Origin of the sequence: Nocardia sp. NPDC059180, assembly GCF_042754945.1 — a bacterium.
Taxonomy (GTDB): domain Bacteria; phylum Actinomycetota; class Actinomycetes; order Mycobacteriales; family Mycobacteriaceae; genus Nocardia.
In genome coordinates, this window is record NZ_JBHZBU010000001.1 from 790,983 (window position 1) to 810,712 (window position 19,730).

General features: G+C 67.9%; 25 protein-coding genes and 1 riboswitch. Of the genes, 16 read left to right on the plus strand and 9 right to left on the minus strand.

The features are described 5' to 3' along the window. Positions 1-56 precede the first annotated feature (56 nt). Positions 57-461 carry a MerR family transcriptional regulator gene (locus tag ACFXNW_RS03675; protein WP_379415592.1) on the plus strand — a complete coding sequence of 135 codons (405 nt, stop codon included), beginning with the start codon at positions 57-59 and terminating at the stop codon, positions 459-461. Positions 462-479: 18 nt separating this feature from the next. Here the strand turns inward: ACFXNW_RS03675 and ACFXNW_RS03680 are convergent, their stop codons facing one another. Then, entirely contained in the window at positions 480-1,142 is a 663-nt protein-coding gene (locus tag ACFXNW_RS03680) for a response regulator (protein WP_379415593.1), read from the minus strand. Continuing rightward, positions 1,139-2,890 (minus strand): sensor histidine kinase, encoded by a 1,752-nt coding sequence (locus tag ACFXNW_RS03685; RefSeq protein ID WP_379415594.1) that lies wholly within the window; start codon positions 2,888-2,890, stop codon positions 1,139-1,141. The genes ACFXNW_RS03680 and ACFXNW_RS03685 overlap by 4 nt, the downstream gene beginning before the upstream one ends. 172 nt (positions 2,891-3,062) lie before the next feature. On the opposite strand from ACFXNW_RS03685, the gene ACFXNW_RS03690 reads away from it, so the two are divergent. Together ACFXNW_RS03690 and ACFXNW_RS03695 are read left to right on the plus strand one after the other, a co-directional pair. Then, positions 3,063-3,962: an ABC transporter ATP-binding protein gene (locus ACFXNW_RS03690; RefSeq protein WP_379415595.1), complete on the plus strand. Its 900-nt coding sequence runs from the start codon at positions 3,063-3,065 to the stop codon at positions 3,960-3,962. Then, positions 3,959-4,834: an ABC transporter permease gene (locus ACFXNW_RS03695; RefSeq protein ID WP_379415597.1), complete on the plus strand. Its 876-nt coding sequence runs from the start codon at positions 3,959-3,961 to the stop codon at positions 4,832-4,834. Before ACFXNW_RS03690 ends, ACFXNW_RS03695 begins: the two co-directional genes overlap by 4 nt. A gap of 3 nt (positions 4,835-4,837) precedes the next feature. Here ACFXNW_RS03695 and ACFXNW_RS03700 read toward each other — a convergent pair whose 3' ends face one another. Further along, positions 4,838-5,446 carry a TetR/AcrR family transcriptional regulator gene (locus ACFXNW_RS03700; RefSeq protein WP_379415599.1) on the minus strand — a complete coding sequence of 203 codons (609 nt, stop codon included), beginning with the start codon at positions 5,444-5,446 and terminating at the stop codon, positions 4,838-4,840. Positions 5,447-5,555: 109 nt separating this feature from the next. Here ACFXNW_RS03700 and ACFXNW_RS03705 point away from each other — a divergent pair, with 109 nt between their 5' ends. Genes ACFXNW_RS03705 through ACFXNW_RS03720 form a run of 4 tightly spaced genes read left to right on the plus strand, consistent with a single transcriptional unit; the run spans position 5,556 to position 7,543 of the window. Beyond that, positions 5,556-6,203 (plus strand): FMN-dependent NADH-azoreductase, encoded by a 648-nt coding sequence (locus ACFXNW_RS03705; protein WP_379415601.1) that lies wholly within the window; start codon positions 5,556-5,558, stop codon positions 6,201-6,203. A 2-nt stretch (positions 6,204-6,205) separates the two neighbouring features. Next, positions 6,206-6,526, plus strand: coding sequence for a DMT family transporter (locus tag ACFXNW_RS03710; protein WP_379415602.1), 321 nt, complete (start codon positions 6,206-6,208; stop codon positions 6,524-6,526). Positions 6,527-6,585: 59 nt separating this feature from the next. After that, a complete protein-coding gene (locus ACFXNW_RS03715; protein WP_379415604.1) occupies positions 6,586-7,041 on the plus strand; it encodes an SRPBCC domain-containing protein in 456 nt (151 codons plus the stop codon). Between the two features lie 58 nt (positions 7,042-7,099). After that, positions 7,100-7,543 (plus strand): OsmC family peroxiredoxin, encoded by a 444-nt coding sequence (locus ACFXNW_RS03720; protein ID WP_379415606.1) that lies wholly within the window; start codon positions 7,100-7,102, stop codon positions 7,541-7,543. Positions 7,544-7,600: 57 nt separating this feature from the next. Here the strand turns inward: ACFXNW_RS03720 and ACFXNW_RS03725 are convergent, their stop codons facing one another. From ACFXNW_RS03725 to ACFXNW_RS03735, 3 genes are all read right to left on the minus strand, one after another. Next, complete coding sequence (locus tag ACFXNW_RS03725; protein WP_379415607.1) at positions 7,601-8,386, minus strand: CbtA family protein; 786 nt, start codon at positions 8,384-8,386, stop codon at positions 7,601-7,603. Beyond that, positions 8,377-8,580, minus strand: a complete 204-nt coding sequence (locus tag ACFXNW_RS03730; RefSeq protein ID WP_379415609.1) for a CbtB-domain containing protein — start codon at positions 8,578-8,580, stop codon at positions 8,377-8,379. Before ACFXNW_RS03730 ends, ACFXNW_RS03725 begins: the two co-directional genes overlap by 10 nt. Positions 8,581-8,609: 29 nt before the next feature. Next, positions 8,610-8,762: riboswitch (cobalamin riboswitch) on the minus strand. Positions 8,763-8,800: 38 nt separating this feature from the next. Beyond that, positions 8,801-9,121: an antibiotic biosynthesis monooxygenase family protein gene (locus ACFXNW_RS03735; protein WP_379415611.1), complete on the minus strand. Its 321-nt coding sequence runs from the start codon at positions 9,119-9,121 to the stop codon at positions 8,801-8,803. 79 nt (positions 9,122-9,200) lie between these two features. Here ACFXNW_RS03735 and ACFXNW_RS03740 point away from each other — a divergent pair, with 79 nt between their 5' ends. Further along, positions 9,201-9,980 carry an alpha/beta fold hydrolase gene (locus ACFXNW_RS03740; protein WP_379415613.1) on the plus strand — a complete coding sequence of 260 codons (780 nt, stop codon included), beginning with the start codon at positions 9,201-9,203 and terminating at the stop codon, positions 9,978-9,980. A 119-nt stretch (positions 9,981-10,099) separates the two neighbouring features. Here the strand turns inward: ACFXNW_RS03740 and ACFXNW_RS03745 are convergent, their stop codons facing one another. Next, a complete protein-coding gene (locus ACFXNW_RS03745; protein ID WP_379415615.1) occupies positions 10,100-11,017 on the minus strand; it encodes an A/G-specific adenine glycosylase in 918 nt (305 codons plus the stop codon). 101 nt (positions 11,018-11,118) lie between these two features. Here ACFXNW_RS03745 and ACFXNW_RS03750 point away from each other — a divergent pair, with 101 nt between their 5' ends. After that, positions 11,119-11,742: a carbonic anhydrase gene (locus tag ACFXNW_RS03750; RefSeq protein ID WP_379415616.1), complete on the plus strand. Its 624-nt coding sequence runs from the start codon at positions 11,119-11,121 to the stop codon at positions 11,740-11,742. 122 nt (positions 11,743-11,864) lie between these two features. Further along, positions 11,865-12,536: a hypothetical protein gene (locus tag ACFXNW_RS03755; protein WP_379415618.1), complete on the plus strand. Its 672-nt coding sequence runs from the start codon at positions 11,865-11,867 to the stop codon at positions 12,534-12,536. Positions 12,537-12,544: 8 nt separating this feature from the next. Here the strand turns inward: ACFXNW_RS03755 and radA are convergent, their stop codons facing one another. Both radA and ACFXNW_RS03765 read right to left on the minus strand, forming a co-directional pair. Continuing rightward, complete coding sequence (radA, locus tag ACFXNW_RS03760; protein WP_379415619.1) at positions 12,545-13,915, minus strand: DNA repair protein RadA; 1,371 nt, start codon at positions 13,913-13,915, stop codon at positions 12,545-12,547. A gap of 85 nt (positions 13,916-14,000) precedes the next feature. Continuing rightward, positions 14,001-14,723, minus strand: coding sequence for a hypothetical protein (locus ACFXNW_RS03765; RefSeq protein ID WP_379415621.1), 723 nt, complete (start codon positions 14,721-14,723; stop codon positions 14,001-14,003). 397 nt (positions 14,724-15,120) lie between these two features. Between ACFXNW_RS03765 and carD the strand changes: the two genes are divergently transcribed. From carD to ACFXNW_RS03795, 6 genes are all read left to right on the plus strand, one after another. Beyond that, a complete protein-coding gene (carD, locus tag ACFXNW_RS03770; protein ID WP_379415623.1) occupies positions 15,121-15,609 on the plus strand; it encodes an RNA polymerase-binding transcription factor CarD in 489 nt (162 codons plus the stop codon). Between the two features lie 2 nt (positions 15,610-15,611). Further along, entirely contained in the window at positions 15,612-16,319 is a 708-nt protein-coding gene (gene ispD, locus ACFXNW_RS03775) for a 2-C-methyl-D-erythritol 4-phosphate cytidylyltransferase (RefSeq protein WP_379415625.1), read from the plus strand. A 2-nt stretch (positions 16,320-16,321) separates the two neighbouring features. Then, the gene (gene ispF / locus ACFXNW_RS03780) at positions 16,322-16,786 is read left to right on the plus strand and encodes a 2-C-methyl-D-erythritol 2,4-cyclodiphosphate synthase (protein WP_163826732.1); all 465 of its coding nucleotides are present in this window, start codon (positions 16,322-16,324) and stop codon (positions 16,784-16,786) included. A gap of 97 nt (positions 16,787-16,883) precedes the next feature. Continuing rightward, positions 16,884-18,290 carry a cysteine--tRNA ligase gene (gene cysS, locus ACFXNW_RS03785; protein ID WP_379415626.1) on the plus strand — a complete coding sequence of 469 codons (1,407 nt, stop codon included), beginning with the start codon at positions 16,884-16,886 and terminating at the stop codon, positions 18,288-18,290. Beyond that, entirely contained in the window at positions 18,290-19,261 is a 972-nt protein-coding gene (gene rlmB, locus ACFXNW_RS03790) for a 23S rRNA (guanosine(2251)-2'-O)-methyltransferase RlmB (RefSeq protein ID WP_379415628.1), read from the plus strand. The genes cysS and rlmB overlap by 1 nt, the downstream gene beginning before the upstream one ends. Before the next feature lie 125 nt (positions 19,262-19,386). Beyond that, positions 19,387-19,665, plus strand: a complete 279-nt coding sequence (locus ACFXNW_RS03795; protein WP_379415630.1) for a DUF4190 domain-containing protein — start codon at positions 19,387-19,389, stop codon at positions 19,663-19,665. Positions 19,666-19,730: the final 65 nt, after the last annotated feature.

Genomic DNA, 19,730 nt, shown 5'->3' on the forward strand with positions numbered 1-19,730 from the left:
CGGTAAAGTCTCACATGGGTGTGAGAGTCAAGTCTCGGTGAGGCGGGGAGCGGCATATGCGAATCGGAGACCTGGCTCATCGCACCGGCGTCAGCGTCCGGTTGCTGCGTTATTACGAGGAGCAGGGGCTGCTGCGCCCGGTGCGCAGGCCGAGTGGCTACCGCGAATTCCACGAGGACGACATCCGGGTGGTGCGCAACATCCGGACCCTGCTGGCCGCGGGCCTCAACACCCGGATGATCGCCGAGGTGCTGCCGTGCATTATCGATGACGGCACGGTCCTGGCGCCCGGCTGTCCCGGCATGCTGCCGGACCTGTACCGCGAACAAGAACGGATCGACAAGGCAGTAGCCGACCTGCTGGCCACCCGTTCGGTCTTGGATTCGATCATCGCCGCCGCGCAACCGGCCGCGGGTGAACCCGATGATTGCCTGGTCAGCGTGGACAGCCCCGCAGACTGACGTTCGGGTGCCCGGTTCCTACTGCCAGCCCGGACGCACCAGTCCCGATTCGTAAGCCAGCACCACCAATTGGGTGCGGTCGCGGGCGTCGAGTTTGGTGAGGATGCGGCTGACGTGGGTGCGGGCGGTGGCGGGGCTCATGAACAGGCGCTCGCCGATTTCGGCGTTGGTGAGGCCCTCGGCTACCAGGGTGAGGACCTCGCGTTCACGGTCGGTGAGTTCGGAAAAGGTAGCGGGTGGAGGTTGTTTGGCGTGTTCGGAGAATTCGGCGATCAAGCGGCGGGTGACCCCGGGTGACAGCAGTGCATCACCGGCCGCGACCACCCGGACCGCGCGCACCAGGTCCGCGGGCTCGGTGTGCTTGACCAGGAATCCCGTTGCCCCGGAACGCATTGCCTCGAAGACGTATTCGTCCAACTCGAAGGTGGTCAGCACGACCACCTTCACCTCGGCCAGTTTGGGATCGTCGGCGATCATGCGGGTGGCGGCCAGGCCGTCCAGGATCGGCATCCGGATATCCATCAGGACCACATCGGGGGTGAGCGCGCGCGTCATCCGCACGGCCTGCTCACCGTTGTCGGCCTCGCCGACCACCTCGATACCGTCCTGCGCGTCGAGCAGCGCGACGAATCCGCCGCGGACCAGCGCCTGATCGTCGGCGACCAGCACCCGAATGGTCATCGCAGCTCCGCTCCGCCGTGGCCGTCGACCGTGTCGTGGTGTAGCTGTCCACCCGCACGTATTCGTGCCGCCGAAGCGAATCCAGGCGACGGATCGGGCGCCACGCTTGTGCGATCGTCAGCGTCACCGGAAGAACCAGGTTTCCGACGCTCAGGCAATGTGCTGCTGCCGCTGCTGCCGCCGCCGGGGCGTCGCGCATCGCTGGACGGGTTCGAGACGCCGTTGCCGGGCGACGCAGCCGCGGACGAAGCGTCCCCGGCCCCACCCCGACCGACATCTCCAGTGGGCGGCGTCGCGTCCGACTCGGATCCGGCCGCCGACTTTGTTTCGGTGCGTCGCGGTTCCGGGCGATCAGCCGAAATGGGCCGGACCGGCAGCCGCGCCGCCACCCGGAAGCCCCCGCTGGGCCGCGGCCCGGCAGTAAGCGCACCCCCGAGCGCGTGGGCCCGTTCGCGCATGCCGATGATCCCGTTGCCGCCGGTGGTTCCGGTGCGCACGGGTGTGCTGGTGGGGCGGGTGTTGTCGATGGTGAAGTCGACCGAGTCGGGGGTGTAGCGCACGGTGACGGTCGCGTCGGCGCCCGGTGCGTGCCGGACGACGTTGGTCAGCGATTCCTGGATGATCCTGGCCGCCGCCACATCGATGACGCTCGGCAGCGGTGCGACGGTGCCGAGCACCCGGGTGTGCACAGTGAGCCCGGCTTCGCGGATGCGGTGCAGCAGCTCGTCCAGATCGGCGATGGTCGGTGCGGGGGTGCGCGGCGCAGCGGGCTGCGGTTCGGCCTCGGCCACCTCGGACCCGCTCGTCGGCCGGTCACCACCCTCGGGCGCGGCTGCGGTGGACGCGCCGGTTGCCTGTGCCCGCCGCGCCGCGCGGCGCATCTCGGTACTGCGCCGCCGGGCGCGAGCCCTGCGCCGTCGACCGCGGCGAGCCCGCTCGGCCGGATCCGCCATCGACTCCGGCTCGGTATCTACGGCCTCGCCGCCGACAGGATTCCCGGTACGAATCGTGTGCAGCAGCGTATGCACCTCGGCGAGTGCCTCCTTGCTCGCGCCTTTGATCGCGGCCAGCGCCGACGCCGCCTGCTCGGGTTTCTTGTCGAACAGTTCCAGCGCCACCGAGGCCTGCACATTGATCAGCGACAGGCTGTGGGCCAGGACATCGTGCAGTTCCCGTGCGATGGCCAGGCGTTCCTCACTGGCCTGCCGTCTGCGCTGCGCTTCCTCGTCGCGCCGGGCGGCTTCGGCGCGCTGCCTACGCGCCTCGAGCACTGCCTGACGCTGACGGATCCCTTCGGCGATACCGACGAGCACCGCGAGCCATGCCATCAGCCCGAAGATCTGCCATACCTCGGTCGGCCTGCCGAGCAGCGCGGGCAACGGCCAGACGATCACCAGGTAGCCGAGCGGGACCAGGGGGTAGGTCCACCACCGTGATCCCCGGGTCGCCGCGGTGAGGAAGGCGATGACCAACGAGACGAAGATCGGCCCGTAGCCGTAGTCGAGCGTCAGATAGCTCACGCACGCGGCGAGCGTGACGAACAGGACCGGCACCGGTTCATATCTGCGAAACAGCAGCGCTACCGGCCCGACCAGCAGCAGCGCGTAGCCGAGGGCGTCGAGGGACCGCACTCCGGTCTGTCCGAAGTTGGCCCCGCGCCCGCCGAACACCTGCACCAGAGCGACGACAAGCGCCACCCCCCAGTCCCATCCGACCAGGCCCCGACCCGCCATCCCGAACTCCCGCACGTTATGCACCCTATTCGCCCAGCAGCCGGAATCCATCCGTACCGACACGTATTTCCCCGATACGCGCCGCGCACACCCCCGGATCGGCCCGATCTTCTACGACGCCGGACGTACCCGAACCCGCGTCGCTGGACGGATGTGACCGTCGTGCACACCGAGGAGGGTTTCGTCCATGACGGATTCGATTGTGGTGACCACAGAGCTGACCAAGCGGTACGGCACCCATCTCGCGGTGGATCGGGTGGATATGCGCGTCGAGCCGGGCGAGATCTACGGATTCCTCGGCCCCAACGGCGCGGGTAAGACGACGACATTGCGCATGCTCGTCGGGTTGATCGCCCCGACTGCGGGTTCGGCCACCGTGCTCGGCCATCGGCCGGGCGATCCCGCGGTGGTGCGCCGGATCGGTGTGCTGATCGAGGGCCCTGGCTTCTACCCCTATCTGTCCGGCCGGGACAATCTGCTGGTCATGGCCCGATATCGCGGGCTGGGCCGGGCCGAGGTGGACGAAGCGCTCGAGCGGGTCGGCCTGGCCGGGCGAGCCGATGACCGCTACCGCACCTATTCGCTCGGCATGAAGCAGCGCCTCGGCGTCGGCTCCGCTCTGCTCGGCCGCCCCGACCTGCTGATCCTGGACGAGCCGACCAACGGCCTCGATCCGGCGGGTATGGCGGAGATGCGTTCGCTGATCACCGATCTGGCCGCGGACGGGCACACCGTGCTGCTGTCGAGTCACATGCTCAGCGAGGTGCAGGAGATCTGCGACCGGGTCGGTGTCATTTCCGGCGGCAGATTGCTGGCCGAATCGACGGTGGCCGAATTGCGGGGCGCCTCATCACTGTTGGTCCGCGCCGAGCCCGCCGAGCTGGCGTTCCCCGCGATCCGCGCGGTGATCAGCGAGCCGGTGATGCTCACGGCGGCAGGCATCCGAGTCGAGGCGGCTGCGGATGCGGCGCCGAAACTCGCCCGCGCGGTGGTCGAATCCGGCGCCGATCTGCTGGAACTGCGTGTCGACGAGAAATCGCTCGAGGAAGTGTTCTTCGAGATGACCGGGCTGGAGGCCGTGAAATGAGTGTGCGTACCGCGACGTCGACGATGTCGGATCTGATCGCCAGTGTTCGAGCCGAACGCCTGCGCCTGACGAAATGGCCGGCGTTCTGGATCCTCCTCGGCAGCTGGATCCTGTTGAACCTCACCTTCGCCTACCTGTTCAACTACCTGGCCTATCGGTCCGGTGAGCAGACATCGATGTCGGATGGCCTGCCGAAAGATCAACTGTTGCAGCAGATGCTGCCCGGTGCGGTGCCGGAGGTGTTCACCCAGGGCATGGCCATGTTCGGTGGTGCGCTCATGCTGATCCTCGGTGCGCTGACGATCGGCAGCGGCTACGGGTGGGGGACCTGGAAGACCGTGCTCACCCAAGGACCGTCGCGGATCGTGGCGATCTCGGGGACGTTGATCTGTCTCGCGGTGGTGGTGGTCGGGCTGGTGCTCGCTGCCTTCGCCGTGGATCTCGGTGTGGCGTCGCTGATCGCGAGCAGTGAATCGCAGCAGCTGCTCATGCCGTCGCTGGGACATTCGCTGGACGGGATCATCAGCGGCAGTCTGATTCTCGGGATGTGGACCCTGGCGGGTGCGCTGATCGGCGCGATCGCCCGTGGCCCTGCGCTTGCTGTCGGCCTCGGCCTGATCTGGGTGCTGGTCGTGGAGAACCTGCTGCGCGGTGTCGCGGGCATCTTCGGCCCGATCGAGGTGGTCACCGATCGGCTGCCCGGCACCGCGGCGGGCTCGCTGGCAGGCGCGATGCGCACCACCGATGGACCGCCCACACCCGGGGTCCTCGACATCCTGACCCGCGTGGAGTCCGTGATCGCGCTGACGATCTACACCGCGGTCTTCGTGATCGCCACGATCTGGCTGATCCGCAGGCGCGATCTGGTCTGAGCGTCAGCGTCCGAGCAGGGCGTGCGCGAGCTGCCGCAAGGCCCCGGTGATCTGCGCCGGGGCCAAGCCGCGTGCGCGTTGCTGCTGATAGACCTCGGCGGCCAGCGGGGCGAGCAGTGGGTCGATCAGCGCGTCGGGGTTGTCCAGCTCGGCCGCGCGTAGCAATGCCCGCACGTGGGCGAACCAGAACCCGTAGGCGCCCGTGCCGAATCGCGCGCCGCCGGTTTCGGCGCCGAGCACCAGCCCCGAGTGGTTTTCCAGGAGTTCGACCATGGCCTCGTAGAAGGCGGCCAGCCGTTCGGCGGGGGCCGCGCCGGGACCGAGTGGTGGTTCGCCGCGCAGTAATCGTTGCTGCAGTGCCCGTTCATGTTCGTCGAGCAGGGCGACGGCGATCGAATTCGTGTCCGGATACCGGCGATACAGGGTGCCCCGGCCGACGCCTGCGGCCTTGGCGATGTCGTCCATCGTCACCGTGCGCGGGTCGCGATCGGCGAAGAGTTCGGCCGCAGCCGCGAGCACCTTGGCCCGGTTGCGTGCGGCATCGGCGCGCTCGACGGGCGCTTCACGGGGGCGGCCCATACCGATGGTGAGCAGGTCGGCGGGGGATTCCATGACGACGACTGTATCCGACGAACCAATAAGTGGACAAGCTGTCCACTTATGTTCTACAGTCGCTCTCAGCAAGAAGCGGACGCAACGTCCGGTTAATGGGAGGAATCCGATGACCACACTGCTGCACCTCGACGCCAGCGCAAGAAGTAAGTCGATCAGCCGTGAATTGAGCGCCGCCTTCGCCGGCGAATGGCGCGCCGGGAACCCGGACGGCGACTACCGCTACCGCGATCTCGCGGTGGATTCGGTGCCCTTCATCGACGAGGGTTGGACCGAAATCTGCGATCTGGTGCTCGCTGAGGGAAGTACCGATCTGGAGCGGATCGGAGAATTGGTGCGCACACCGGCGCAGCGCGCGGCATGGCAGATCGCCGGCCCGCTGCTGGAAGAACTGCTCGCCGCCGATGTCGTGCTCATCGGCACTCCCATGTACAACTATTCGGTCCCGGCCGCTCTCAAGGCCTGGATCGATCAGGTGGCGTTTCCGCGAATGTCGCTGGGGCAGCGGCGATTTGTTGTAGTCGCTGCGCGCGGTGGCGCGTACTCGCCCGGTTCACCCAAGGCCGAGTTCGACTACCAGGAACGCTATCTGCGCGATTTCTTCGCCGGTCATTTCGCGGTGCGAGACGCGGTGTTCGTCAACGCGGAACTGGCCAATTCCCGGCTCGATCCGGTGATGGCGCATCTTCGCGCCGAGCATGAACAGTCCTATGACCTCGCCCTGGCAACGGTGCGCGAGCTGGCCGGGGAGTACTGACGATGAGCTGGTTGATCCTAGGATTCGCGGGACTGGTGGAGATCGCCTGGTCCCAGAGCATCAAGCCGACCGAGAACTTCACCCGCCCACTGCCGACGCTGCTGTGCTTCGTGCTCGGGGCGTTCGCGGTCTACCTGTTGTCGCGGGCGATGCAGTCGCTTCCGGTCGGCACCGCGTACGCGGTCTTCACCGGCATCGGCGCGGTCGGTGCGATCGTGCTCGGCATGGTCGTGCATCGTGATCCGTTGAGCGCGGGCCGGTTTCTGGCGATGTCGCTGATCGTCGGCGGAATCGTGCTGGCCAAGGTGACCAATCCCGGCTGATCGCCGACCGGTCCGGCAAACGGTTCGACGGTTCCGCGAGCGCGGGTAAGGTCGGTCTGATGGTCGATCAGCACGTGCGTTTTCCGGACCTGTCGGCACGGCCTTATGAGCTCACCGTCGAGCGTGTCATGGCCGCCTCACCGGCATTGTTGTACCTGGCTTTGACCCAGGGCTTCGATATCTGGTTCGCGATACCCGATTCGGTCCGCATGCGTCCGCAGGTGGGTGAACCCTTCTACTTCGAAGCCGACAATCAGGGCACGCCCGTGCCGCATTACGGCCGCTTCCTGCGGCTCGAGCCCGACCGGCTCGTCGAGCTGACCTGGGTCAGCGGCGAGGGCGGCACCGAGGGCGCGGAGACGGTGGTGCGGATGGATTTCGTCCACCAGCCACGAGGTATTCGAATCAAGCTGCGGCACAGTGGGTTTCCGAACAAGGAAGCCTGTGATCGGCACCGCGCCGCCTGGCCCGCGGTGCTGGAACAGCTGGACAAGCGAACGGCTGCCGCGAGTTGAGCTCTGCGGGTAGGTTCGAGCCGGAACCCTCGCAATTTCGATAGTGGAAAGGACTGTGATGCCTACACGTACCGCGCGCACCGCATGGACCGGCGGCCTGCAGGACGGCACCGGACAGGTCGAGCTGGCCAGCTCGGGTGCAGGCAAGTACGACGTGTCGTTCCCGAAGCGCGCCGCCGACGCCGCTGACGGCACCACCAGCCCGGAGGAGCTGATCGCCGCGGCGCATTCGTCCTGCTACGCGATGGCACTGTCGGCCGAGATCGGCAATGCCGGCGCGACGCCGCGCAGCCTCGACGTCACCGCCGATGTCACCCTCGGCCCGGACCCGGCAGGCGGCTTCCGTATCAGCGGAGTGAAGATCACCGTCCGTGGTCAGGTCGACGGTCTCGACGCCGCCGGTTTCATCACCGCCGCCGAGGCCGCCAAGGCAGGCTGCCCGGTCAGCAAGGCGCTGGCCGGCGTCGACAACATCACCCTGGACGCCGCACTGGAGTCCTGAGACAGAAAAAGGGCGGTGCCGGTCATGCGACCGGCGCCGCCCTTTCTGGATTGCGGGTCAGGCTGCGGCAGCCGCCTCCGGCACCGCAGTACTGGTGCGGTTGGCGAATTCGGTGAGCAGCGCATAGCCGAGGCCGAGGCAGGCCCACAGCGTCGTCGATACCGCGAGGGAGGACACCCGGAACTCCCAGAGCAGACTTGCCGGGAAGTCGGCGCCGACCTCGTTCACACCGGGGAGCACGATGTAGCCGATCGCGGTGAGCAGCACGAACGTGCCGACACCGGCCGTCAGCCGCAGCGTATCGAGCCGACCGGCGAGCAGCTTCCACACATACACTCCGGCGCCGACCGCGACCAGGCCGAGCAGCACCGCCGCCACCCACAGCAGCGTCCGGTCGTTGATCGTCTCCGGATCGCCGACGGCAGGCGGATTGGCCGGGTACTTGAAGAACGGCACGGCGATGATCGCGGCCCAGCCGCCGATGCCGAGTCCGAGTGCGAGTTTCGGCCCGGACAGCGCGGTGTAGCGACGCGCGACATGAGCGACGGCGGCGAAGATCGCGCCGAACGCCAGACCCGCGAGGCCGAGCGCGAGGAATTGGCCCGCCTGCTGGCCGGAGCGGCTGACCAGCGGTTCTTCCTCGTCGCCATGGCTGTGTCCACCACCGCCGGCCGCCTCGCCGTGCGCCGATTCGGCGGCCGCATTGGCCTCCTCGATGGCGATCGCGGCTTCGACCTTGGGTTCGCCGACGAAATAGCCGACCGTGCCCGCCAGCAGACCGGCGATCAGACCGGCCAGCAGACCACGCAGCAACAGGGTGCGCAGAGTTCCGATCAGTGGCACGGAAGGCCCAGTAGGTGACGACCGTCGTGCATCAGCTCATGCATGTACATCCCGCTGCGCGAGATGGCACCCTGATCGAATCCGACCAGGTACAGCGTGAGCAGCGCGAGCAGTACGACACCGACCGTGATGAGCACGGTTGCCAGGGAATCGGTGACCCGGGCGGATGCGCCAGGGGAGTGCACGATGGCCATTCCAGTCCTCCTTGGGAAACTCGCGTCCCGTCGAGTGGTCGCGGAGGTGCCGGTGTCTGGCTTTTCCGGCACCGAACTCGGTGGCTGGAACACAGTGGCGCGACCGCTCCGGAATTGCACCGGATTACCGCGTCACCTTCGCGTTTGTCCTTCGAACTGTGACACCCCACAGCGGCCGTCGTCAATACAGCGTGGCGACGGCGGCCGTTGCGGGATGGTCTCAGCCGGCGGACGAGGCCTTGCCCGTGACGTCGAGGACGACCTCGAATTCGAGCAGCGAGGCACCAGTGGCGACCGGCTTGGTCTGCTGGCCCGCGTGTGCCTCGCGGGCCGGTCCATCGCGCCATGCCGCGAAGGATTCTTCCGAATCCCACTGGGTGACCACGAAGTAGCGGTTCTCGCCCGCGGTCGGCCGCAGCAGCTGGAAGCCGAGGAAGCCCGGCGAGTTCTCCACCGCGTGCGCCCGATGGGCGAAGCGCTTCTCCAGCTCGGGGCCCGCGCCCTCGGGAATCTCGATCGCATTGATCTTCACAACAGACATGCCTCGATTGTGCACCTTCCTCCTGTGCGGACCGGCGGGTGCGATCGGTATCACCGGCCGGTGCGGCACAATCGCGGACGTGTTGTACGACGAGGGCGGGACGGGCACGCCGCTGGTGCTGCTGCACGGCCTGATGGGTAGTGCCCGCACCTGGAGTGATCATCTGGATTGGCTGCGCGGTTTCGGGCACGTGTACACCTTCGACGCGGCCGGGCACGGCAGGCCTGCGCCCGCCGAGCTGAGCACCGAGGCATTCGTCGCCGATCTGGCCGCCGCGACCGAGCCCATCACCGAGCCGATGGTGGTGATCGGGCATTCGATGGGTGGGCTGCATGCCTGGATGTTCACCGCGCAGTTCCCAGAACGGGTGAAAGCGCTGGTGGTCGAGGATATGGCCCCCGATTTCACCGGCCGCACCGCCGCGCACTGGGCGGCCATGATCGAGGCCTGGCCGCAGCCGTTCCCGGACGAGGCCGCGGTACTCGACTTCTTCGGCCCGGTCGCCGGACGCTATTTCCTCGCCTCGTTCGAGCGCGGCCCCGACGGCTACCGCCTGCACGGCTCGGTGTCGACGTTTCGCGATATCTCCGAGGAGTGGGGGACCAGGGACTTCTGGACTCAGTGGCGCACAGTTCGCGTGCCCGCACTGCTGCTGGAGGGTGAGTACACCATCACCCCGCCGGGGCAGATGCGGGCGATGGCGGCCGTGCACCCCGGGGCCGAGTATGTGCTCATCCCCGATGCAGGGCATCTGGTCCACGACGATCAACCCGGTCGTTATCGCGCCGAAGTGAGCCGGTTCTTGAACCGCGTTCTCGCGGTCGCTGGCAGCGACGAAGGTGTGATCAACGGCGCGTAAGCGGGTCGAGTTCGCGTAAGTGGCTCGAGTTCGCGTAAGTGGGTCGAGTTCGCGTAAGTGGGTCGAGTTCGCGCCGCCGCATGAATATCAACGTCGGCAACGCAGAGGGCCGTGCCCGATCAGCTGCCGGGTTCGACGTGCCCGGTTTCGCCGGCCAGCGCGAACAGCCCGTCGGCCGTCTGCTCGATCAACCCGTCGACCAGCAGGGAATCCAGAGCGCGATCGCGCTGGCCTGGATCGCGGGTCCAGGCCATATCGAGCCGCACCCGTTCCACCGGCCCGGACGAATCACGCAACACGTCCATGAGCCGTCCTCGGGCCTGTCGATCGGTTCCCTCGTACTTCTGCGTCCGCCGCACCACCTGCGACGCAGGCCTGCCCGCCTCGATCCACGCGCACCGGGGCAGCGGGCAGTCGTCGCAGCCGGGGGTGCGTGCGGTGCAGACGAGCGCGCCCAGCTCCATCAGCGCGGCGGAGAACGTCGCGGCACGGGGGACCGGCTCCGGCAGCAGCGCCTCGGTCTCGCGCAGATCCCGTGCCGACGGGTTGCCCGCGTCAGCGCGGCCGTGCACGGCGCGGGCGACCACGCGACGAACGTTGGTGTCCACCACCGGGACTCGCTGCCCGTACGCGAAACACGCGACGGCCCGCGCGGTGTAATCGCCGATCCCGGGCAGGCCGAGCAGGACCTCGACATCCTCGGGCACCCGATCGCCGTGCTCGGTCGCCAGCACCCGCGCGCATTCGTGCAGCCGCAGCGCGCGCCGCGGGTATCCGAGCTTGCCCCATGCCCGCAGCACCTCCGCCTGCGAGGACGCCGCCATGGCCGAGGGCACCGGCCAGCGGGCCACCCATTCCCGCCAGATCGGCTCGACCCGCGCCACCGGGGTCTGCTGCAGCATGATCTCGCTCATCAGGATCTGCCAGGCGCTCACCCCGGGGTGTCGCCAGGGGAGGTCACGCGCGGTAACCCGGTACCAGTCCAGCAGGGCGTCGGCGTCCACCGGGACATGTACTCCAATCGGCGTCGTTCTCATGTGCTGCTCACCGTGCTCGTTCGGGCCTGGCCAGACGGTGTTTTCGGGTCCGTAACGGATACCGACTCGTCGGTAACACACAATCTGTGCAAAATGGACACATGCCTCAGTCGAACCCGATCAGCGCTTGGAAGTCCCTTCGCAACGGCAACGACCGTTTCGTCAACGGCACGTTGCAGCATCCTAATCAGGGGGCCGCAGACCGAGCCAAGCTCGTCGGAGGCCAGCATCCGACAGCCATCCTCTTCGGTTGCGGAGACTCCCGTGTCGCCGCCGAACTCATCTTCGACCAGGGCCTCGGCGATATGTTCGTGGTCCGCACCGCGGGACACGTCATCGACTCCTCGGTGCTCGGTTCCATCGAATACGGCGTGGAAATCCTGAACGTGCCGCTGATCGTGGTCTTCGGCCACGACAGCTGCGGTGCGGTGAAGGCGACCCTCGACGCCCTCGACGGTGGCGAGGTGCCGGGCGGGTTCATCCGCAGCATCGTCGAGCGCGTGACCCCATCTGTCCTGCTCGGCCGCCGCGAAGGTCTGTCCAGCGTCGACGAGCTCGAGGCGCGCCACGTGGTCGAGACCGCCGACCTGCTGCGTCAGCGCTCCTCGATCATCGCTGACCGGGTCGCGAGCGGCCAGCTCGCGATTGCCTGTGTCACTTACAAATTGGCCGACGGCGAGGCGAAGCTGCACGGCTCGATCGGCGATATCGGCGAGGTCGCCTGAGCCGCGAACGCTCGTATTTGCCCAGCTCCTGGGGTGTGAAGGGGCCTGGACCGACACGGTTCACGCCCCGACACGCCGTGCCCCTGAGTTGCTGTGCCGAGCGGTGCGCTTACCGTTGAGTCGTGCTGGAACCGAACGGACCGCTGCCTCCGGAGATCTATTGGCGGCGTCGTGTTTTTGCCATCGGCGTACTGGTCGTCGCGCTCGTGCTGGTGATCTGGCTGGTGGTCGCGGTATCGCGCGGTGGAGATTCGCCCGGCGATACGACGGCGGCGGCAACGTCGTCGACGGAGACGAACAAGCCCGCGGGTCAGGCTTCGACCAAGAAGGAATCGTCGGCCGCGCCCGAGTCGAAACCGTCCGAATCCGCGACGCCGAGCAGTGGTGCGCCGGTCGCCGCGGGCCAGTGCTCGGACCAGTCGCTTGCGGTGAAGGTGACCGTCGCCCAGCCCACCTACCGGGTCGGTGAGCAGCCGGTATTCGGCATCGTGATCACCAATATCTCCGCCGACGCCTGCACCCGCGATATGGGCTCGGGCCTCCAGCAGGTCTCCGTGCACACCCTCGACGGTCAGCGCAGGCTGTGGGCCAGCACCGACTGCTACCCGGACGGCGAACCGGACCAGCGCACGTTGAAGCCCGGTGAGCAGGCGGCCTTCACCGTCACCTGGACCGGCAACACCTCCCAGCCGGAATGCGCGGGGGAGCGGTTGCAGGTCCCGGCCGGCGCGTACAACGTCGTCGCCCAGCTCGGTGCCATTCGCAGCGCCGCGGAGCCGTTCAACATCGCCTGAGGGAGCGGCTACCCCTTGCCCTTACTCAATCCGGCCAAGCGGATCGCCCCGCGCAGTGACGTCACTTCGATCAGCTTCATCGGCGACGACTTCGCGTCCGTCCCCGGCGGCACGATCGCGGTGGTGAATCCGAGCCGCTCGGCTTCGGCGAGGCGGCGGGCCGTCGCGGTGACCCGGCGGACCTCACCGGCGAGACCGACTTCACCCAGGATCACCCAGCCCGGCTCCAGGGCGGTGTCGCGGGCCGAGCTGGCGATGGCCAGCGCCACCGCGAGATCGGCGGCGGGCTCGATCAAACGCATGCCGCCGACGGTGGCGGCGTAGATGTCCTGCTTGCCCACATAGAACCCGCAGCGGCTCTGTAGTACCGCCAGGATCATCGCCACCCGGTTGTAGTCCAGCCCGCTCACCGCACGCCGTGGTGCGGGCACCTGGGTGTCGACGGTCAGCCCCTGGACCTCGCCGACCAGCGGACGCTTACCGTCGAGCGCCACCGTGACCGCCGTGCCCGGCACCGAATCGGTGCGGTGATGCAGGAACAGCCCCGACGGGTCGGCGACGCCGGTGATGCCGTCGTCGTGCAGTTCGAAACAGCCCACTTCGTCGGCACTGCCGAAACGATTCTTGATCCCGCGCACCATGCGCAGCGTCGAGTTCTTGTCCCCTTCGAACTGCAGCACCACATCCACCAGATGCTCCAGCGTGCGCGGCCCGGCGACCGCGCCGTCCTTGGTGACGTGGCCGACCAGCAGCACCGCGATGCCGCTGGCCTTCGCCAGCGCCGTCAGCGACGCCGTCACCGCGCGCACCTGAGTGACGCCGCCGATGACGCCATCGGTGTCCGGGGCGAGCATGGTCTGCACGGAATCGACCACCAGCAGCGTCGGACGCACCTGCTCGACGTGCCCGAGCACGATCGACAGATCCGATTCGGCCGCCAGATACACCCGCTCGTGCACCGCGCCGGTCCGGTCCGCGCGCAACCGGACCTGCCCCGCGGATTCCTCGGCGGTCACGTACAGGGCCCGCTCGTCGCGGGCGGCAGCCCAGCGATGGGCGACCTCGAGCAGCAGCGTCGACTTACCGACCCCCGGCTCACCAGACAGCAGCACCACCGAACCGGCGACCACACCGCCGCCGAGCACCCGATCCAGTTCCTCGACGCCGGTGGACCGGGCCGCGGTGAGCTGGGAATCGATCTGCGAGATGGGCGAGGCCGCCGTAGTCGGCAGCATGGCCCGCCGCCCGGCCGGTGCGGCTACCGCGGGCGCAACCTCTTCCACGGTGCCCCACGCACCACAGTCGGGGCATTTACCCACCCATTTGGCCACCTCGTGCCCGCATGCGGAGCACTGGAACACCGGCTTGGTCTTTGCCACACGCGCACCTTACGCATCGGGACCGACAGAGCAGAACGGCCGCCACACCCGCAGGTGCGACGGCCGTTCTGGAGAACTGGGGAGCTCAGTGCCCGCCCGTGGCGCCGCCTTCGCTCGCCTTGGACAGGTCCGACTCGTGACGCTCGGCCACGGTGCCCGCGTCGACCGGCACCTCCATCTGCACGGTGCCGTTCTCCTTGAAATCGAATGTCACGGTGTAGGTCAGGCCGGGGACGATGTCCTTGGTCAGGCCGGTGATCTCGATCTTCGCCGGATCGGCCTCGGGGTCCTCGCCCTCGGCGGCGGGCTGGTTCGGCGCCGCGGTGGTGGTCGGCGCGGCGGTGGTGGTGCCGTGCTCATCCGAGGAACCGTGCTCGCCGGACGCGGTGGTGGTGGCGTCGGCGCCCTCGGCGACGACGGTCTGCTGCGGCTGCAGCTTCACCGTCGACCCACCTTCGGGCGCGGTGATCTTCACTTCGCCCAGATCGGTGCTGATCTTGGTGAGCTCGTCGGCGGTCGTCGCACTGTTGTTGACGAACGACAGCGCGAGCAGTGCCTTACCGCCCTCGACGTTGGTGTGCTCGCCGCTGCCGGGGAAGACGATGTGCACATTGCGCAGCGAGATCGAGCCGACGTCGGCGTGGTTGCCGTTGATCGCGGCCACCTGGTCGGCGGTCTGCGAGATCTGGCCGGCGCTGCAGCCGGTCAGGGCGAGCGCCGCGCCGGCCGCGAGGGCCGCAACCATCGTCATGCGACGCCGCGGGGTCGTACCTGCCGCCGGGGCGGTCACAGCTTTCAGGGCAGTCACGGGTTGTCCTCCATGTCGAGCGGGCTCACTCCAACTAGGGACTGTAGTAGTTGCCGCCGCGAACCGGGCGCGCGGGGAGTGGGTGTTGGCGTTCGGATTGTCGGCGCGCTCGCGTGTGCGCGCCCCGGATGCGCGCGAAGGCGACGCGCGGAGGGGTTGTCTCGGGGTGGTCACGATTCACGGTTTGTGCGCGCGGGCGCGCGCAGTGCTACTGTCCCGCTGGGTTTCCCGGCGCGGAAAGTGCCAGGAGATAACTCGTTCTGGCACAACGTAATGCACATCCCCCAGATTCTGTCAAGCCCCAGGGTTGGCCCGTTGTGGCCCTGACCTGCACAGTTGATCGCGCCGTTATCGAGCCGCATGTTAAACTGTGAACATCGAAAGGGGCACGGGACACATGATTTTTAAGGTCGGAGACACCGTCGTTTACCCCCACCACGGAGCGGCGCTGATCGAAGCAATCGAGACTCGCACCATCAAGGGTGAGCAGAAAGAGTATCTGGTCCTGAAGGTCGCCCAAGGTGACCTGACCGTTCGGGTCCCCGCAGAGAATGCGGAATACGTCGGCGTACGCGACGTCGTCGGGCAGGAAGGCCTAGACAAGGTTTTCCAGGTGCTACGCGCACCGCATACGGAAGAGCCGACCAACTGGTCCCGCCGTTACAAGGCCAACCTGGAGAAACTCGCCTCCGGCGATGTGAACAAGGTGGCCGAGGTCGTTCGCGATCTGTGGCGTCGGGAGCAGGACCGCGGTTTGTCCGCAGGTGAGAAGCGGATGCTGGCGAAGGCCCGGCAGATCCTCGTCGGTGAGCTCGCGCTCGCCGAGGGGACAGATGACGGCAAGGCCGAGATCCTGCTCGACGAGGTCCTCGCAGCAGCTTCCTGACCGTGAACAGCTCTGACGGCCGCGGCCGCGTGGTCGCGTTGGTGCCTGCCGCCGGCCGTGGCGTGCGCCTGGGTGAATCGACACCCAAGGCGTTCGTCGCGGTCGGCGGTACACCCATGATCAGATCCGCCGTCGATGGGCTGCTCGCCTCGAATGCCGTAGACGAGATAATTGTCATGGTTCCGGCCGAACTGGTGCAGACCGCAGTTGCCCTCCTGCCGTCCTCCGCACCCGTTCGCGTCGTTGTCGGCGGGGCCGAACGCACCGATTCGGTCCGCGCCGGAATCGCGGCCGCACCGCAGGCCGCCTACTACCTGGTCCACGACGCCGCCCGCGCGCTCACTCCACCGGAACTGATCGCCAGGGTGGCCGCTGAGCTGCGCGCGGGCCATCCCGCCGTGGTGCCCGCACTACCGGTCGTCGACACCGTCAAATCGGTCGACGAAGACGGGATCGTCACCGGAACTCCCGACCGATCCGCCCTGCGCGCCATTCAGACACCACAGGGGTTCGCGGCCGATTTGCTGCGCGCCGCCTACGCGACCGATATCCCAGCCACCGACGACGCCGGACTGGTCGAACGTCTCGGCCACCCGGTTCGCACCGTCCCCGGCGATCCACTCGCTTTCAAGATCACCACCCCCCTCGACCTGCGTCTGGCCGAGGCCGTCCTGGCCGGCGCCGGCTTTCCGGTGGCGGGTGTCCGATGAACATGCGCGTCGGCATCGGCAGCGATGTCCATCCCATCGAGCCGGGGCGTCCGTGCTGGATGGCCGGGCTGCTCTTCGATGGCGCCGACGGCTGCGCGGGCCACTCCGACGGTGACGTCGCCGCGCACGCACTCTGCGACGCACTGCTGTCGGCCGCCGGCCTCGGCGATGTCGGCGCGGTCTTCGGCGTCGGCCGCCCGGAATGGGCGGGTGTCACCGGCGCCGCCATGCTGAAAGAAGTGCGCAGACTGCTCGACGAGGCCGGATACGACGTGGTCAACGCGGCCGTTCAGGTCATCGGCAACCGCCCCAAGATCGGCCCACGCCGGGCCGAAGCTCAGCAGGTCCTCGGCGATCTGCTCGGTGCCCCGGTCTCGGTATCGGGCACCACCACCGACGGTCTCGGGCTCACCGGACGCGGTGAAGGGGTTGCCGCGATGGCGACCGCCCTGCTGCACTGTCGGTAGTCCCGCCCTCCGACCGCCCGCCGCACCGGCCCGGAGCAGTCGGAACAGATGACTCCGCCCGCAGTGCAACCCCATATACCAGCTAGGATCGACTGCCGTGACTCTGCGCCTATTCGACACCGAGACGCGGACCATGCGTGATTTCACGCCACTGGTCCCCGGCCATGCCTCGGTGTACCTGTGTGGCGCCACCGTGCAGGGTGCACCCCACATCGGGCATGTGCGCAGCGGCGTCGCCTTCGACGTGCTGCGCCGCTGGCTGACGGTCAACGGTCACGATGTCGCGTTCATCCGCAATGTCACCGATATCGACGACAAGATCCTGAACAAGGCCGCCGCCGCGGGCAGGCCGTGGTGGGAGTGGGCCGCCACCCACGAACGCGCCTTCGACGACGCCTACCGGCAGCTCGGAGTGCTGCCGCCCTCGGCCGAACCGCGCGCCACCGGCCACATCACCCAGATGGTCGAGCTCATGCAGCGGCTGATCGACCGCGGGCATGCCTACGCCTCGGCGGGCAACGTCTACTTCGACGTGGTCAGCTTCCCCGAATACGGCGCCCTGTCCGGGCATCGTCTCGATGACGTGCACCAGGGCGAGAGCGCGGGCGCGGGCAAACGCGATCCGCGTGACTTCACCCTGTGGAAGGCGGCCAAACCGGGTGAGCCCACCTGGCCGTCGCCGTGGGGTCCCGGCCGCCCCGGCTGGCATCTGGAATGCTCGGCGATGGCGGAGTTCTATCTCGGATCGTCGTTCGATATCCATTGCGGCGGAATGGATCTGGTTTTCCCGCATCACGAGAACGAGATCGCCCAGTCCAAGGCGGCAGGCGACGGTTTCGCTCAGTACTGGCTGCACAACGGCTGGGTCACCCTCGGCGGCGAGAAGATGGCCAAGTCCCTTGGCAATACGCTGTCGGTGCCGAATGTGCTGAAGCAGGTTCGCGCGGTGGAGCTGCGGTTCTACCTCGGCGGCGCGCACTACCGGTCGATGCTGGAGTACTCCGAGAAGGCTCTGCACGACGCGGCGCAGACCTACCAGCGCATCGAGGCTTTCGTGCAGCGGGTGGTCGAACGCGGCGGTGACGTCCCGGTCGGCAAATGGACCGACGCCTTCGCCGCCGCCCTCGACGAGGATCTCGCGGTCCCGAAGGCGCTCGCCGAAATCCACCATGTGGTGCACGAGGGCAACAAGGCGCTCGACGCCGGTGTGCTCGACACCGCGCGTGAGCATGCGAGCCAGGTGCGCGGCATGCTGGCCATTCTCGGCGTCGACCCGCTCGACCCGCAGTGGCACACCCCCGGTGATTCTTCCGCCGCGAACGCCGCGCTGGATGTCCTGATCGAGGCCGAACTCGATCGGCGTCAGCAGGCGCGGGCCGATAAGGACTGGGCCACCGCGGACGCGGTCCGGGACCGGTTGCAAGCCGCGGGTGTCGAAGTCACCGACACCCCCAACGGCCCGGAATGGTCGCTGGTCAACCCACAGCCAGGAAAGGCCGACTGATGGCAGGCAATTCGCAGCGCCGAGGCGCTATCCGCAAGGGCGGAACCAAGAAGGGCCAGGTTGTCGGTTCCGGCGGCAAGCGCAGGCGTGGTTTGGAGGGCCGGGGTGCGACCCCGCCCGCCGAGGCGCGCAAATATCATCCGGCGGCCAAGCGCGCCGCGGCGAAAGCCAAAGCGACGCAGGGTGGTACGAGTGGACGCCCGACTCGCACGGCCGGACGCAAGAGCGATGACGGGCCGGAGATGGTGCTCGGCCGCAACCCAGTGGTCGAATGTCTGCGTGCCGGTGTGCCCGCGACCGCGCTGTACGTGGCGGTCGGTACCGAGAACGACGAGCGGCTGACCGAGAGCGTCCGGATGGCCGCCGACGCAGGTATTTCCATTCTGGAAGTGCCGCGTACCGATCTGGATCGGCTCAGCGCCAACGGATTGCATCAGGGCGTCGCATTGCAGGTGCCGCCCTACCGTTACGCCCACCCCAATGATCTGGTCGAGGGTGTGCGCGGTTCGGGACAGCCCGCGCTGCTGGTCGCGCTGGACAACATCACCGATCCACGCAACCTCGGTGCGGTGATCCGCTCGGTCGCCGCCTTCGGTGGTCAGGGCGTGGTGATCCCGCAGCGGCGCAGCGCGAGCGTCACCGCGGTGGCGTGGCGTACCAGCGCCGGTGCCGCGGCCCGGCTGCCCGTCGCCCGTGCCACCAACTTGACTCGCACCCTGAAGGATTTCGCGGCCGCGGGCTATCAGATCGTCGGTCTCGACGCGGGCGGCGACACCACCCTCGACGAGTTCGACGGCGCGACGCCGACGGTGATCGTGGTCGGTTCGGAGGGCAAGGGCCTGTCCCGCCTGGTGCGGGAGAGCTGTGACGCCATCCTGAGCATCCCGATGGCCGGCCCGGTGGAATCGCTCAACGCCTCGGTGGCCGCGGGTGTCGTTCTCGCGGAAGTCGCTCGCCAGCGGCGAGCCTGAATCCGCTGTGCGGCCGGGCTCGCCCGGTCGCCGACTCCATGCGACACGCCGCGCCGGCTCGGCGATCGCGGTGAAACGCGGAGCGCCGACGGAGAAATGCGCTCTACCCCCGTACAATTCGGCTCGTGGTGATACCCAATCAGCCCATCGGTCAGACGATCGAGCATCCGCGGGCGACCATGGTCCTGGTCCTCGGCGTTGTGAGCTTGATGTGCTGCGGGGTCCTCGGGCCGGTCGCCTGGGCGCTGGGCAAACAGGCGCTCGACCAGATCAATGCCTCCGGTGGTGCACTGAGTGGTCGCGCTCAAGTGATGGTCGGCTACATCCTCGGCGTCATCGGCACCGTCATGATGATCATCTGGGCGTTGCTGTTCCTGCTGGTCATGATCGGCGGAAACGCCTAACGGGCACAGCCGGACGCAGTCCGTCCGCGGACTGCGCACGGCCGCAGCGAATGCGGAGGTACGCC